The sequence below is a fragment of the Streptomyces sp. NBC_00322 genome (assembly GCF_036147535.1).
Taxonomy (GTDB): domain Bacteria; phylum Actinomycetota; class Actinomycetes; order Streptomycetales; family Streptomycetaceae; genus Streptomyces.
In genome coordinates this window covers 6,169,200-6,184,353 of the sequence record NZ_CP108019.1, presented here as the reverse complement: position 1 = coordinate 6,184,353, position 15,154 = coordinate 6,169,200, and the positions used below count along the sequence as shown (strand labels likewise).

The 15,154-nt window shown below is 71.4% G+C and carries 14 protein-coding genes; 9 read left to right on the top strand and 5 right to left on the bottom strand.

What is annotated here, in order from left to right; all coding sequences use genetic code 11:
• Positions 1 to 8: 8 nt before the first annotated feature.
• Positions 9 to 983, bottom strand: a complete 975-nt coding sequence (locus OG905_RS28305) for an AfsR/SARP family transcriptional regulator (protein ID WP_328678285.1) — start codon at positions 981 to 983, stop codon at positions 9 to 11.
• A 270-nt stretch (positions 984 to 1,253) separates the two neighbouring features.
• Between OG905_RS28305 and solA the strand changes: the two genes are divergently transcribed.
• Positions 1,254 to 2,396, top strand: a complete 1,143-nt coding sequence (gene solA / locus OG905_RS28300; RefSeq protein WP_328678283.1) for an N-methyl-L-tryptophan oxidase — start codon at positions 1,254 to 1,256, stop codon at positions 2,394 to 2,396.
• A 74-nt stretch (positions 2,397 to 2,470) separates the two neighbouring features.
• Entirely contained in the window at positions 2,471 to 2,950 is a 480-nt protein-coding gene (locus tag OG905_RS28295; RefSeq protein ID WP_328678281.1) for a GNAT family N-acetyltransferase, read from the top strand.
• Between the two features lie 228 nt (positions 2,951 to 3,178).
• On the opposite strand, the gene OG905_RS28290 is transcribed toward OG905_RS28295, so the two are convergent.
• Complete coding sequence (locus OG905_RS28290) at positions 3,179 to 5,230, bottom strand: MFS transporter (protein ID WP_328678279.1); 2,052 nt, start codon at positions 5,228 to 5,230, stop codon at positions 3,179 to 3,181.
• 161 nt (positions 5,231 to 5,391) lie between these two features.
• Here OG905_RS28290 and OG905_RS28285 point away from each other — a divergent pair, with 161 nt between their 5' ends.
• A complete protein-coding gene (locus tag OG905_RS28285; protein WP_328678277.1) occupies positions 5,392 to 6,294 on the top strand; it encodes a peptidoglycan-binding domain-containing protein in 903 nt (300 codons plus the stop codon).
• A 119-nt stretch (positions 6,295 to 6,413) separates the two neighbouring features.
• The gene (locus tag OG905_RS28280; protein WP_328678276.1) at positions 6,414 to 7,091 is read left to right on the top strand and encodes an HAD-IA family hydrolase; all 678 of its coding nucleotides are present in this window, start codon (positions 6,414 to 6,416) and stop codon (positions 7,089 to 7,091) included.
• Between the two features lie 54 nt (positions 7,092 to 7,145).
• Here the strand turns inward: OG905_RS28280 and OG905_RS28275 are convergent, their stop codons facing one another.
• Both OG905_RS28275 and OG905_RS28270 read right to left on the bottom strand, forming a co-directional pair.
• The gene (locus OG905_RS28275) at positions 7,146 to 7,730 is read right to left on the bottom strand and encodes a TMEM165/GDT1 family protein (protein WP_328678274.1); all 585 of its coding nucleotides are present in this window, start codon (positions 7,728 to 7,730) and stop codon (positions 7,146 to 7,148) included.
• A gap of 282 nt (positions 7,731 to 8,012) precedes the next feature.
• The gene (locus OG905_RS28270) at positions 8,013 to 8,753 is read right to left on the bottom strand and encodes an ABC transporter permease (RefSeq protein ID WP_328678272.1); all 741 of its coding nucleotides are present in this window, start codon (positions 8,751 to 8,753) and stop codon (positions 8,013 to 8,015) included.
• Positions 8,754 to 8,919: 166 nt separating this feature from the next.
• Between OG905_RS28270 and OG905_RS28265 the strand changes: the two genes are divergently transcribed.
• From OG905_RS28265 to OG905_RS28245, 5 genes are all read left to right on the top strand, one after another.
• Positions 8,920 to 9,573, top strand: coding sequence for an HNH endonuclease family protein (locus OG905_RS28265; protein ID WP_328678269.1), 654 nt, complete (start codon positions 8,920 to 8,922; stop codon positions 9,571 to 9,573).
• 93 nt (positions 9,574 to 9,666) lie between these two features.
• Complete coding sequence (locus OG905_RS28260; RefSeq protein ID WP_328678267.1) at positions 9,667 to 11,364, top strand: alkaline phosphatase D family protein; 1,698 nt, start codon at positions 9,667 to 9,669, stop codon at positions 11,362 to 11,364.
• Between the two features lie 96 nt (positions 11,365 to 11,460).
• Positions 11,461 to 13,527: an FAD/NAD(P)-binding protein gene (locus OG905_RS28255; protein WP_328678265.1), complete on the top strand. Its 2,067-nt coding sequence runs from the start codon at positions 11,461 to 11,463 to the stop codon at positions 13,525 to 13,527.
• 73 nt (positions 13,528 to 13,600) lie between these two features.
• Positions 13,601 to 14,044: a DoxX family protein gene (locus OG905_RS28250; RefSeq protein WP_328682651.1), complete on the top strand. Its 444-nt coding sequence runs from the start codon at positions 13,601 to 13,603 to the stop codon at positions 14,042 to 14,044.
• 206 nt (positions 14,045 to 14,250) lie between these two features.
• Positions 14,251 to 14,910: a DedA family protein gene (locus OG905_RS28245; protein WP_328678263.1), complete on the top strand. Its 660-nt coding sequence runs from the start codon at positions 14,251 to 14,253 to the stop codon at positions 14,908 to 14,910.
• Here OG905_RS28245 and OG905_RS28240 read toward each other — a convergent pair.
• Positions 14,864 to 15,139, bottom strand: coding sequence for a DUF2277 domain-containing protein (locus tag OG905_RS28240; RefSeq protein ID WP_328678261.1), 276 nt, complete (start codon positions 15,137 to 15,139; stop codon positions 14,864 to 14,866). The two genes, OG905_RS28245 and OG905_RS28240, sit on opposite strands and share 47 nt — an antisense overlap.
• Positions 15,140 to 15,154: the final 15 nt, after the last annotated feature.

Below are 15,154 nucleotides of genomic sequence, written 5' to 3'. Positions count from 1 at the left end.
CCGGGAGTTCACGCGGAATCCCTGCGCCGGGCAGGGACGCGCTCTTCCACCAGTGCCATGAGACGGTCGAGTTCCGAGCGGAGCGTGTGCTGTTCGGAGGTCAGCTGGTCGACCCGCCGTCGCAGCCGCAGCAGTTCGAGGTTGCTCGCACCCTCGCGGTGGGGGGTCTCGCCGTCGCCGTACTCCTCCGCCACTGTGTGCTCGACCGTGCCCTGCGCCTGCCACCGGCTCCCGGCCTCGTGGATCTGGCGTACGGGCACGGTCAGCACCGGCGCGGCGCCCGTACCGACCTCGGCGGTGCGACGTCGCCGTACGGTGTCGCGCACCGTGCGCGCCTCCCCCGGCCGGCCGCTGCGCTGGAGCGAGAGGGCCAACTGGTCGCGGAAGCGCTCCCGCAGAGGGTGGTCGGCCACCAACTCCTCCAGTTGGGCGATCACTTGGCGGTGCTGGCCCATCCGGAGCGAGGCGTCGCACAGGTCCTCGAGAGCGAGCAGTCGCTCCTCCTCCAGCCGCGCGGCGACACCCGCACTCAGCGGCCCGTGGGAGCCGCCGGCCAGAGCGGGGCCGCGCCACAGCTTCAGGGCCTTGCGCAGCAGGACGCAGGCGGAATGCGGATCGGACTCCAACTGCCGCTGGGCGCGGGCCACCAGGAGCCGGAACTGCACACTGTCGAGTTCGTCGGGCCGCGCCTGCAGCAGATAACCCGAACCCCGCGCGACCAGGCGCGGCGTATTGGCCCGGGAGGGCTCCACCTCGATCAGCTGCTGCCGCAGCCGGGACACGTGCGCCTGCAGGGCGTTGATGGCCTTGTCCGGTGCGTTGCGTCCCCAGAGCTCGTTGATCAGCGCTTCCGTGGGCACCGGAGATCCCATCCGGACCAGCAGCGCCCCGAGCAGCACCCGCTGCTTGGGACTGGTCAGCTGGACGCTCCGTTGTCTGACCTCGTCGTAGATCTCGGGAGTCCCCAGTACACGGAATTGCATCCAAACCTCCACCGGTCGTCGCGCGCTGCACCGCGCGGCGCCATGAGCTGACCACGCGCCGGGACCCGGCTTCATGAGTACTCAGGTACTCAAACCTCTTCCGCGTCCCGACTCCGCGGCGCCCCGACCCGGCCCCCGACGGTCCCCCGGAGGGGCAACGGCCGGGCGGTCAGGGGCGGCCACAAGGTGAGTAGCCGGTACTCAGGCATACGCGCGGGGGCGCGTGGTGGTGTGGACCCTGAGCACCTGAGACAGGCGGGAGTGAGTGACATGACTCGGTGGGACGCTGAGGCTGCGGTCGTGGGACTCGGGGCCTGGGGCGCCTCGGCCCTGTGGAAACTGGCTGCCCGGGGCGTCGACGTCGTGGGCTTCGAGCGCTTCACACCGGGTCATTCACTCGGTTCCTCCCACGGCGGCGCCCGGATGTTCCGCCTCGCCGCACTGGAGCACCCTCGACTCGTGCCGCTCGCACAGCGGTCCCGTGAGCTGTGGTCGGAGCTCGAAGACGCGGCACAGGAGCAGCTGTTCGTCCCCACCGGCGGACTCCTGATCGGCCCCGAGAACGGCCACATCGCCGGCGGCACCCTCCGCTCGGCCCGCGAGCACGGCATCGACGTGCGCACCTTCACGGCCCGCGCCCTGCGCTTCCAGTACCCCCGCCACACCGCCGTGCCGGACCATCACATAGGTGTCTGGGAACCGACCGCCGGGATCGTCCGACCGGAGAGGGCGGTCCGCTCCGCCGTCGCACTTGCCCGCCGCGCGGGCGCCCGCGTGTACACCGACACCCGGATCACCTCGATCGAGCCGGTGCCGGGCGGAGTTCTCCTGCACACGGCGCAGCGGACCGTGCGGGTGCGGCAGGTCGTCGTGACGGCCGGCTCCTGGCTGGCGTCCCTCGTACCGGGGCTGCCGCTGGAGACGGTACGCATGCCGATCACCTGGTTCCGGCAGCTGGAGCCGGACGACAGCTTCACTCTGGACAGCTTCCCCGTCTTCATGCGGGAGCTGGACGACGTGCGGGTGCTGCGGGGCAGCGGGATGGAGGGCGGTCACGACATCCAGCTGAGCCTGGAGGACCGCGGTGTGTCGGCCAAGCCGATCGACCCCGACGACAGCGACCGTTCGGTGGCGTCCGAGGACTGGTCGGACCTGGCGGCCATGCTGCCCGCCAAGGTCCCGGGCCTCGAAGCGGTGCCCGCACGGGTCGCGGTCTGCATGGCGACCCGCACCCCGGACGGGCAGTTCGTGATCGGCCGCCCCGGGGGTGACCCCCGCGTGATCGTCGCGGGCGGCGACAACGCGCACGGTTTCCAGCACGCGACCGGCATCGGCGAGGCCCTGGCGGATCTCGTCCAGTCCCGGCCGACGAGGGTGCCGCTGGACTTCCTCTCCCCCGACCGGTTCGCTTGACGGGTTGGCTTGACTGGTTCGCTTGACCGTTAATCGTTGGCCAACGGCTGCGCCGCTCGGGTACAGAGATCGTCATGACGAGCTGGACCCTGGCCCCCGAGGCCTTCGACTCCCCCGACGCGAGTGCGCTGCGGCGCGAGTACTACGACGAGGTCGCAAGCCGCTACTGGCAGCGCCCGGCGACCGACGAGGAGATCGACGAGGGCCTGACCGGGGACGGTGCCGAGCAACTCGTGCCGCCCACGGGCCAGTTCGTCGTCGGCCGCTACGACGGCAAGGCGGCGGCCTGCGGCGGCATCCTGATGCTGGACGCCGAGCGGGCGGAACTCACGCGTGTGTATCTACGGCCCGCCTTCCGGGGCAAGGGTGGCGCCGGTCTGCTCATGGAGCTGCTGGAGGCACAGGCGCGGGTACTGGGCGCGAGGCGGATGGTGCTGAACACACGACTGGACCTGGTCGAGGCGCGCGGGCTGTATGTGCGGCAGGGGTACGGGGAGATCCCGGCGTATTGCACGGGGCCGTACATGGAGATCTGGTACGGCAAGGAGCTGTAGGCGGGTGCGGTGCCGCTGCGCGGGGCCCCGCGCCTCAAACGCCGGCGGGGCTGATTGTTCAGCCCGTCCGGCGTTTGAGGACATGCGGCCGAAGGTCGCATACGGGGGTTCGGGGCGGAGCCCCCGTAAAGGGTGCGGGGCGGAGCCCCGGGGGGCTGGGGCGAAGCCCCAGTTCGGGAAGGGGCGGGTCGGGGAACAGGCCCGCCGCAGGCGCACCCGTAGGGGCCGTCACGGCGCGCGGTGGTCCCCCGGCGGCGGGCGGCTGTACGGCCGCTCCGCGTCCGAGCCGCACAGCTCCGCCGTCAGCTCCCGCACCAGCTGCACCAGATCCGTCGGCCGGTCCGGCCCCCACCAGTCCCCCAGCAGCTCCGCGAGCGACTCCTCCCGCGCCTGCGCCAGCTGCACGGCGACCTCGTCGCCCCGGTCGGTGAGCAGCAGTTGCAGCCCCTCGCGGCGGGCGAGCCCCCGCTCCTCCACCTGGCGGGCGGCCTCCGTGATGGCCCGCAGCGACACCGGCGTGGTGTCCGCGAGCAGCGCGGGCTGCACCGTGCCGTGGCGGCGGATGCGCAGCAGCAGCCAACTGGCCGCGGGCAGCATGTCGTACCCCGCCTTCACCGTGATCTTCTCGTAGATCCGCCGCCTCCCCGCGCGCGAACCGAGCACCGACAGCGCCCGCGCCACCTCCTCGTGGGAGGAGCGCTCGACCGGGTTGGACGCAACGGTTTCGCTGGGGTCGGGCGCGGTAACCGAGCCGCGCAGCTTGTCCTCCTTGAGGAACCAGGAGATGAGGAAGGCGAGGACCACCACGGGTACCGCGTACAGGAAGACGTCCGTGATGGACGAGGCGTACGCGTGGAGCACCGACGGCCGCAGCACGGGCGGCAGTTCGGAGATGGCGCGCGGGTCGGCGGCCAGCTGCCCGGGGCCGGTGCCGGAGGGCACGGACTGTCCGGCGAGGGCGTCGGAGAGTTTGTCCTCCAGCCGGCTGGTGAAGATCGTGCCGAAGATGGAGACACCGAACGAGGCCCCGATGGAGCGGAAGAAGGTCGCGCCGGAGGTGGCGACGCCCAGGTCCTCGTATCCGACGGCGTTCTGGACCACGAGTACGAGTACCTGCATGACCAGGCCGAGCCCGGCGCCGAAGACGAAGAAGTACGTACTCATCTCCCAGGTGGAGCTGGACTCGTCGAGCTGGTGGAGCAGGAACAGGCCGACGGCGGTGATGCCGGTGCCCGCGATGGGGAAGATCTTCCAGCGTCCGGTGCGGCTGACGATCTGCCCGGACGCGGTGGAGGCGATCAGCATGCCGAGCACCATCGGCAGCATGTGGACGCCGGACAGGGTGGGCGAGATGCCCTGCACGACCTGGAGGAACGTCGGCAGATAGGTCATCGCTCCGAACATCGCGAAGCCGACGATGAAGCTGATGACCGCGACGAGCGTGAAGGTGCGGATCCGGAACAGTTTGAGCGGCAGCACGGGTTCGACGGCGCGCTGCTCGACATACACGAAAGCGACCAGGAGTACGACGCTGAGAGCCGCGAGGGAGATGATCTGCGCCGAGCCCCAGGCCCAGGTGGTGCCGCCGAGGGAGGCGACGAGGACCAGACAGGTGGCGGCGGAGGCGATCAGGAAGGTGCCGAGGTAGTCGATGGTGTGCCGGGTCGGCCGGACCGGGGGGTGCAGTACGGCGGCGATGACGAGGAGCGCCACGACGCCGATCGGCAGGTTGATGTAGAAGACCCAGCGCCAGCTGAGATGTTCGGTGAACAGGCCGCCCAGCAGCGGGCCGAGCACGCTGGTCGCGCCGAAGACCGCACCGAACAGGCCCTGGTACTTTCCGCGTTCGCGCGGGGAGACGATGTCGCCGACGATCGCCATGGACAGCACGATGAGGCCGCCGCCGCCCAGGCCCTGCAACGCGCGGAAGCCGATGAGCTGCGCCATGTTCTGGGCGACGCCGCACAGCGCGGAGCCGATGAGGAAGATGACGATCGCGGCCTGGAAGAGCTTCTTGCGGCCGTACTGGTCACCGAGCTTGCCCCACAGGGGGGTGGCGGCGGTCGAGGCCAGCAGGTATGCGGTGACCACCCACGACAGATGGTTCAGGCCGCCGAGTTCGCTGGCGATGGTGGGCAGTGCGGTGGAGACGATCGTCTGGTCGAGGGCGGCGAGCAGCATGCCCAGGAGCAGTGCACCGATGGCGACCATGACGTTCTGCCGGTTCTGCCCCTCGCCGGGGGCCGGGCTCGCGGCCTCGGTGCTCATTCCCTGAGCCATGCCGCTTTCACTCCTCGCCGGTCTCTTGACCACTCTCCTCCCCATCCTGGTGGGTGTGGCCGGTTATGGCCTGCCGAGTGTGCGGCCGGGAGGGCGGGCGCTGTTGGGCGTCCCGAGGGGCCGCTGCATAATCGCTCGCAGTGCAAGGGGAGGGACCAGCGATGACCGGACACCAGTGTCCTGAATGCGGTACGCCGCGAGATGCCGGGGGCAGAGCCGGGCCCGGCTGCGCCTGTGCGGAGCGGGCCGCGGACGCGGTGCGGGCAGAGCGGGAGGCGGATGCCGCGACGGCCAAGGACTTCGATCCGCTGCGCGTACGGCCTTATGTGACGTTGCAGAACGTGGCCGAAAGCGGGGTGGCGCCGGACGGGGGGACGGTGCCGCTGCCGCGGGTGGTGGATGCCGCGCAGCACGACGGGCCGGTCACTCTCGGCGCGGACACGCTCGCCCCGGTGAACCTCACGCCGGCCAACCTCACCCCCCTGCGCCACCGTCGGCGCAAGCGTTCGTACAAGGGGCTCGTCGTGGCCGCGGCGGCGGTGACGGTGGCCGGGACCGCGGCGTTCGCCGGCGGCCTGTTCTCCGGGGACGACGACAAGGAGAAGGCTCTGCCGGACAGGGGGACGGTCGCGCCGACCGTCAGTCGCCTGCCGGATTCACCCACATCCGGGCCGACCGGTTCCGCTTCGGCCGATGCGTCGGCTTCGGCGTCCGGTACGGCGTCTGCGGATCCGTCCGCGACCTCGGCGGCCTCCCGCGACTCCTCACCGGCGGACCCCTCGACCCCCGCGTCGTCCACGGCGCAGACCACGGGCTCGGCGCCTCAGGCGCCCCAGACGCAGAGCTCGGGCACGCTGCGCAGCGGGGACAGCGGACCGGCGGTCGTGGATCTGCAGCAGCGGCTGGCCGAGGTGCTGCTGTACGCGGGCCCGATGGACGGCGAGTACGACCAGTCCGTCACGGATGCGGTGCGGGCCTTCCAGAACACCCGGCATGTCAAGGGCGACCCCAAGGGCGTCTACGGCCCGAAGACGCGCCGGGCGCTGGAGGCGGAGACGAAGTAGGCGGGGTGGACGCGGGAGCCCGCGCTTTGTATCGTGGTGGAACAAAGTGGTTCCGCCCGTACTCCCTGACCGGCGGGCGGAGCCGCTTGTTTTCTTCTCCCGCGCTCTGGAGTACGCCGATGCCGGCAACCACACCGCCCGTCCTGACCGCCCGCGCCCTCCTGCTCGACATGGACGGCACCATCGTCAACTCGGACGCGGTGGTGGAACGCTGCTGGCGCCAGTGGGCGACCGGGCACGGCCTGGACCCGGAGGCGGCGCTGAAGGTCGTCCACGGCCGCCAGGGGTACGCCACCATGGCCGCGCTGCTGCCGGACCGGCCGATGGAGCAGAACTACGCCGACAATCGCGTGATGCTCGCCCAGGAGACCGCGGACACCGAAGGCGTGGTCCCCGTCGCCGGCGCCCCCACCTTGCTGGCCGCGATCGCCGGGCTCCCGCACGCCCTGGTCACCTCGGCGGACGAGACTCTCGCCCGGGCCCGGATGACCGCGGCGGGCCTGCCGATGCCGCAGACCCGCGTCACCGCGGAACGCGTCGGCGCCAGCAAGCCGGACCCGGAGGGCTTCCTCAAGGCCGCGGCGGAACTGGGCTTCGCCCCGGCGGACTGCGTGGCCTTCGAGGACTCCGAAGCGGGAGTCGAGGCGGCACGCGCGGCGGGCATGCGGGTGGTGGGCGTGGGCCCGCGCGCGAAGTCGCTGTCCCCGGACGTCCACGTCGAGGACCTGACGGGCCTCCGGGTGACGGCAGGCCCGGACGGCCTGATCCATCTCGCTTTCAGCCCCTCCGGCCCTTGAGGCGTGGGTCCCCGGCGGCCCCGGCACCCACGCCCCCGCACCCGACCACCCCCGTCAGCCCGCCACCGCCTCCACCAGGCTGAACCCCGCCAGCGCCAGCATCAGCCCCGCCGCCACCCTCGTGATCAGCCGCAGCGGCACGTACCTCATCAGCGTCCGCCCGCCCAGGATCCCGATGCCCGCGACCGCCCACAGCGCCAGCACCGCACCGATCCCGACCGAGACGGGGCTGTCGTAGCGCGCCGCGAGATTCGCGGTCATGATCTGTGTCAGATCGCCGAACTCCGCCACCAGAATCAGCATGAAGCCCGCCCCGGAGACCTTCCAGAAGGACTGGTCCGCCGGGGCCTTGATGTGTTCCCCCTCACCGTCGTCCTTCTTCATGAGCAGCATCAGCGCCCCCGCGAGGAAGAGCAGCCCGACCACCGCCTGCACCAGCCGGTGCGGCAGCAGGGTCAGTACGCTGCCCGCGGCGATGGCGAGCGTGACATGGACGGCGAAGGCGGCGGCGACCCCGGCGAAGACGTACGAGGCGCGGTAACGAGTGCCGAGCATCAGACCGGCGAGCGCGGTCTTGTCGGGCAGTTCGGCGAGAAAGACGACGCCGAAGGTGATCGCCATGACGGTGAAGCTGATCACGGGTAATTCCTCAATCGGTCGGGCGCGGCCCTGCCGAGAGTCCTGAGCGTTTCAGGGGTCGCTTCGGCACGGCAGCGCCATGAATACGTACATGGGCACTGCGGCCGAAGGTCTCGCTGACGGACCTCACCGAGGCCGCCTCCGGGCGCCGGCCGGGCACGAGGCCCGGCAGTATGTCGACGTTCCGGCGAAGAGCTACTCCCCTTCTGCTCCGTTCAGGGTACGGCACCACCTCCGGCACACCCCCCTGGCACACCCCCTGGCACACCCCGCACGCCCCCGTCACGCCGGATCCCGGTGCAGCCGCCCCCGCGCCACCAGCTCGATGACCAGCGAGACCGCCACCGCCTGTACCGCCATCAGCGCGACCAGCACAAACAGCTGCACCGCCCCGGCCAGCAGCGGGGAGGCCCCGCCGAGCAGCATGCCCACGAAGGCGCCGGGCAGTGTGACGAGCCCCACGGTCCTGGTCTGATCGAGCCCGGGCAGCAGCGCGTCGGACGCTGCCGGGCGCGCCACCTCCAGCCGGGCGTCGCGATCCAGCAGCCCGAGCGCCATCCCCGCCTCGACCTCTCCGTGCCGCAGCCCCAGCTCGTCGAGGGCCCGCCGCCCGCCGAGGACGGTCGCGGTGAGCGCGCCGCCGATGAGGATCCCGGTGACGGGGATCAGCGCGATGCCCTTGAGGGGCACGAGGCCGGTGAGGAGCAGGGCGCCGACGACGGGCGCGACGCCCGCGGCGATCGGCAGCCAGGCCCACCACCAGGTGCCGTTCTTGGTGATGCGCCGGCCTGCGGTGCGTACGGCGACCGCGTACATCAGCAGCAGAAACGCGAGCAGCAGCGGCAGGGAGTCGACGACCCAGCGGATCACCAGGGAGACGACGGCGAGTTGGACCGCCGCGCGCACGCCCGCCACGGCGATCTCGCGCGCCCGGCCCAGGTGGGCGACGGCGGCCACCGTCGCCGCCGCGGCCAGCAGCACGGCGAGTACGACCCCGAAGGTGACATTGACCGTCAGCAGCACCCGGCAACCCTACGACGTAACAAGGTGTATGCCGGGGCGTCAGAAACCTTGATCTGACGTGCCCATGTCGCCACCCTGTTACCTGGCGCACCCCCCAACGAAACCTGGCGCCGCAACCATGGCCACGCCCGAACGGCCAAGCTCCCCCCACATCAAAGGAGTTCGCATGCCTGGTGTCTACGCGCGTAACAGCCGCCGAATAGCCGTACTCGCCGCAACCTCCGCACTCGCCGTGACCGGCCTGCTGGCCACCGCCCCCGCGGCTCAGGCCTCCCCGCCCACCCCGGTCAGCGCCGCCACCGCCCGTACCTACCTCGGCCAGCTCACCGTGGCGGCCGAAGGTTCGTCCACGGGCTACAGCCGCGACAAGTTCCCGCACTGGATCACCCAGTCGGGCACCTGCAACACCCGTGAGGTCGTCCTCAAGCGCGACGGCACGAACGTCGTCCAGGACTCCAGCTGTGCGGCCGTCAGCGGCAGTTGGTACTCCGAGTACGACGGCGCCACCTGGACCCTCGCCTCCGACCTCGACATCGACCACGTGGTGCCGCTCTCCGAGGCGTGGAAGTCCGGCGCCAACAGCTGGACCACGTCCAAGCGCCAGGGCTTCGCCAACGACCTGACCCGTCCGCAGCTGATCGCCGTCACCGACAACGTCAACCAGGCGAAGGGTGACCAGGACCCGGCGGAGTGGCTGCCCTCGCGCACCTCGTACCGCTGCATGTACGTGCGGATGTGGGTGGACGTGAAGCACTACTACAACCTGTCCGTGGACTCGGCCGAGAAGAGCGCGCTGCAGAGCGTCCTGAACGGCTGCTGACCTGCGCCTGACGGTTCGGCCACGATCACGGCCGGAACCTGGCCGCCCACCTCTGTCGTTCCGTACCGTACGGGGCGACAGAGGAGGGCACACATGGCGGGCCTGCGCCTGGGACCACTACTGCGGTTTGTCGACTGGGAGACCGGCGGGAGCGCGACCGTCTGGGTCGAGGCCGACCGGCCGTGCACGGCGGAGGTCCGGTGCGCGGACGGCGCGCAGGGCACCTCGCGCACGTTCCAGATCGCGGGGCACCACTACGCCCTGGTCCCGGTCACCGGACTGACGCCCGGCACCACGACGGCGTACGAGGTACTGCTGGACGGCCTCCGGGTCTGGCCGCTCGAAGGCTCCGGCTTGCCGCCGAGCACGATCCGTACACCCGATGTGCCCTGTGACGGCGTCACCGTCTCCTTCGGCTCCTGCCGCTGGTCGGCGGCGCCCGCCGGGGGGCACGACCCGGTCGGCCCGGACGCGCTGGACACCCTCGCTGTCAAGCTCGCCGCCGAACCCGCGGCCGAGCGCCCCGACGTGCTGCTCCTGCTCGGCGACCAGGTGTACGCGGACGCGACGTCCAAGGCGACCCGGGCATGGCTCGCAGCCCGCCGGGACCTGCGCGAGCCCCCGGGCGCGGAGGTCGCGGACTACGAGGAATACACCCACCTCTACGACGAGTCATGGCTCGACCCCGAGGTGCGCTGGCTGCTCTCCACGGTCCCCAGCTGCATGATCTTCGACGACCACGACGTGATAGACGACTGGAACACCAGCGCGTCCTGGCTCGCCGAGATGCGCCGGACGCCGTGGTGGCAGGAGCGCATCGTCAGCGGACTGATGTCGTACTGGGTCTATCAGCACCTGGGCAATCTCTCCCCCGCCGAGCTGGAGTCGGACGAGCTGTACACGGCGGTACGGGCAGCGCCCGACGGCACCGACCGGCTGAGGAGCTTCGCCGCGCAGGCGGACGCCGACCCGGCCTGTGTGCGCTGGAGCTACCGCCGCGACTTCGGCCGGACCCGGCTGCTGATGGTGGACACCCGCGCGGGCCGGGTCCTGGACGAGCAGCGGCGCTCGATGCTGGACCCCGACGAGGCCCACTGGTTGCGCGAACAGGCACTGGCCGGGCGGGGCTCGTACGACCATCTCCTGATCGGCACCTCGCTGCCCTGGCTGCTGCCGCCCCTGATCCATGACGCGGAGAGCTGGAACGCCGCGCTGTGCCGGGGCGAGCGGGGCGGACGATGGGCGCGCTTCGGCGAGGATCTGCGCAGACGGGCCGACCTGGAGCACTGGGCGGCGTTCCCCGACTCCTTCGAGAAGCTGACGCGGCTGATCGCCGAGGCGGGCAGCGGCTCGGACGCACCGGCGACGGTGTGCGTGCTGTCGGGCGACGTGCACCATGCGTATGTCGCCGAACCCGAGTGGCCCGCCGAGGCGCCCGACGCCCGGGTGCTGCAACTGACCTGCTCGCCCGTGCACAACTCCATCCCCCGCTCCGTACAGATCGGCTTCCGCTTCGGCTGGAGCCGGACGGGACGGCGGCTCGGTCATGCCCTGGCCCGGCACGGCAGAGCGGGCAGGCCGAGCGTCGACTGGGGGCGAACGGGCGGTCCCTGGTTCGGCAATCAGCTGATGACGCTGACACTGCGCGGGCGCTCGGCGGATCTTCGGCTCGATCAGGCGCGGGCGGTGGGAGCCGGTCAGGGCATGGGTCCGGGCGGTGGTGCGCGGCTGGTCACGGCGGAGGAGCGTGAGCTGACCGCGCACCGTGATCCTTCCCACAGCGGAGGGTGATCCTCGGTCCCAGGGGTTCGACTCCCGGCGCGGCCCCGGCATGATGAGCCGGACACTCCGCTTCCAAGCACCCCACTTGCACCGGGAGTTCCCGTTTTGTCCGACGTACGCGACGCCGCATGGCCCGCAGTTCCCCCCTCCGGCGCCCGCGCCATCGCAGTCGTCGGGGCGGGCCCGCGCGGCACCTCCGTCCTGGAGCGGCTCTGCGCCTCGGTGCCCGAGCTGACCCCAAGAACGCCGCTGACGGTCCACCTGGTCGACCCCGCAATGCCGGGCCCGGGCCGTGTGTGGCGCACCGACCAGCCGGCGGAGCTGCTGATGAACACGGTGGCCTCGCAGGTCACTCTGTTCACGGATGACAGCGTTGTCTGCGAAGGTCCGATACGACCCGGTCCGAGCCTGTACGAGTGGGCGTCGGCGCACACGGACGAGCAGTTGGGCCCGGACGACTATCCGACGCGAGCCTGTTATGGGCGCTATCTGGAGTGGGCGTTCCGCAGGACGGCGGACGCCGCCCCGGGCACGGTGACGGTCCGGGTCCACCGGGCGCGGGCGATACGGCTTGAGGACGACCGGGACGATGCGGCGCGCGACGTGGCCGGGGTCGACGCCGTGCACGAGGCCGCTCGCGCCGATGACGGGGGCGAGGTTCGGCGTACGGCCGCGCCGCGGCAGACCCTCACACTCGACGACGACACCACCCTCACCGGGCTGTCCGCGGTGATCCTCGCCCAGGGGCATCTGCCCGTGGTCTCCCGCCAGGCCCAGGCACATATCGCCGAGTACGCCTCCCGCCACCCGCGCATGCGCTACTACGAGCCCGCCAACCCCGCCGACCTCGACCTCTCCGCCGTAGCCCCGGGCGAATCGGTCCTGCTGCGGGGCCTCGGCCTCAACTTCTTCGACCACATGGCCCTGTTGACGACCGGCCGCGGCGGGACTTTCGTACGCGACGGCAGGGGCACGCTCGTCTACCGTCCCTCCGGCCGCGAGCCGCGCATGCACGCGGGATCGCGGCGGGGCGTCCCGTACCAGGCACGCGGCGACAACGCCAAGGGCGCGTCGGGCCGGCACGAACCCCTCCTGCTCACCCCGGACGTGATCACGGTCTTCCGCAAGCGCGCTGACGAGGGCGATCCGCCGGAGTTCCTCACCGAGATATGGCCGCTGGTCGCCAAGGAGGTGGAGACGGTCCACTACGAAGCGCTGCTCGCGGGCCCCGACGGCCTCGTGCCCCGCGGCTTCCGCTCCCGCTATCTCGACGCCCCGCACGGCAGCCCCCAGGAGACCGCCGTACTGGACGAGTTCGGGATCGCGCGCGCGGACCGCTGGTCCTGGGACCGTATTTCACGCCCGTACGACGGCCAGAGTTTCAACACCCCCGTCGAGCACCGCAGCTGGCTTCTCGCGCATCTGCGCCAGGACGCCGCCCAGGCCGCGCTCGGCAATGTGGCAGGCCCGCTGAAGGCCGCGCTCGACGTACTGCGCGATCTCCGCAACGAACTGCGGCTGATCGTGGACCACGCAGGGCTGTCCGGCACGTCCCGGCGCGACCACCTGGACCGCTGGTACACCCCGCTCAACGCCTTCCTGTCCATCGGCCCGCCGCGCCGCCGGATCGAGGAGATGACGGCTCTGATCGAGGCGGGCGTGCTGGACGTGGTCGGCCCGCGCACGTGTTTCGGAACGGCGGACGGGGTCTTCACCGCCGAGTCGCCCGACGTGCCCGGATCGCTCGTCACGGCGACGACGCTCATCGAGGCGCGGCTGCCGGAGCCGGATCTGCGACGGACCTGCGACGAGCTGCTTGGCCGGCTGATGAAGACGGGGCAGTGCCGCCCGCACGCGATCGACGGTTACGAAACCGGAGGGCTGGACGTAACGCAGCGCCCGTACCGTCTGATCAACCGTCAGGGCCGTCCGCACCCCCGGCGTTTCGCGATCGGCGTGCCCACCGAGGGCGTGCACTGGGTGACCGCGGCCGGGGCCAGGCCTGGCGTCGACTCGGTGACGCTCTCGGACGCGGACGCGGTGGCCCGCGCCGCGCTGCGCACGCTCCGAGGGCCGCGGGAGTGCGAAACAGACAGCGGGACGGGCAGCGAAGCGGAATCTCTGGCGGAAATCGGCATCCGGTCAAAAGTTGAACTTGCAAGCATTGATTAGGTCTGCCTAACCTAGGGCCCCCCTCGTCGGTTCACGTCCCCAGACCGAAGGAGCCCCCATGGCACCGCCCTCGCTGTCCACCCGTCTGAACAAGGCCCAGCCGTACGTGCTCAGCCTGTTCCGCATCGTCGTAGGACTGCTCTTCACCTGCCACGGCGCCCGCTCGCTCTTCGGCGCACTCGGCGGCACCACCGTCCCGGCCGGCACCTGGCCCGACTGGTACGCCGCGGTGATCGAACTGGTCGGCGGCGCGCTGGTGCTGCTCGGCCTCGGCACCCGCAGCGCCGCGTTCATCGCCTCGGGCTCGATGGCGTACGCGTACTTCAACGTCCACCAGCCCAAGGGCCTGTTCCCGATCCAGAACAGCGGCGAGGGAGCCGCGATGTTCTGCTGGGCCTTCCTGCTGCTGGTCTTCACCGGCCCCGGCGCGCTGGCGCTGGACCGGCTGTTCGCGCGCGGCGGGAGCCGGGCGGCGGACGAGGAGCGCAAGGAGCAGTCCGCCCCGGTCGCGGTCTAGGTCCTCCAGCCACGCCGAATTCCGGAGCGCCCGGGGCCCCTTGGGGCGGATCCGGGCGTTCCGTTTTGCCCGACACGTGACGATCACTACATCCCCACCCTGGCGATCCTCGAGCCGAACCCCAGGCGTACGCTGTACAGCTGTACTTGCCGCCCCTGCCGCTCCCCTGCGACGTCGCGGCCTTTTCACGAAACCGGGGAGTTCGGGTGCTCGAGAGTATGGGGTCGCTGACCGGCAGCCCATGGATCTACGCCGTCGTGGCGCTGTCCGTACTTCTCGATGTCTTCCTGCCCGTGCTCCCCAGCGGAGTCCTGGTGATCACGGCCGCGACCGCGGCCGCCGCGGGCTCGACCACCACGGCAGGCGGCTCCGTCCAGAGCGCGGCCGGGCAGGTCCCGCACGAAGTGCCCTCGCTCCTCGCCCTCGTCCTGTGCGCGGCCACCGCTTCCGTACTCGGAGACCTCGTCGCATACCGTCTCGCCTGGCGCGGCGGCGACCGGCTGGACCGTGCCATCGCCCGCTCCCGCAAGCTGACCAGCGCGCAGGAACGTCTTGGCTGGGCTCTCAGCCGCGGCGGCGGGGCCCTCGTCGTCATCGCACGCTTCGCCCCGGCCGGACGCTCCGTCGTCTCGCTGGGCGCGGGCGCGGCCCACCGCAAGGCCAGGGATTTCCTGCCCTGGTCCGCCCTCGCGGGCGTGGCCTGGGCGGGCTACAGCGTCGGCCTCGGCTACTTCGGCGGCCAGTGGCTGGGCGCGACCTGGGTCGGCGCGGCCGTGTCCGTACTGGCGCTGTTCGCGGCGGGCGCGCTGGCGTCCTACGTCATGCGGCGTCCGAAGCGGGAACCGGCTCCGGAGCCTGCCCCTTAGTCCCTGTCCGGCTGCCACCGGAACCGCGCACCTCAAGCCCTTCGAGCAGCTTGCGGGTCGCCTCGGCTATCTCGTCGACGGCCTGCTCGAAGACCTCGCGATTGTGCGCGGCGGGGGCACGGAAGCCGGACACCTTGCGTACGTACTGCAAGGAGGCGGCACGGATGTCCTCCTCCGTGGCCTCTTCCGGGAGGACGGGCGGGCGGAGAGTCTTGATACTGCGGCACATGTCTTCAGTGTGCCT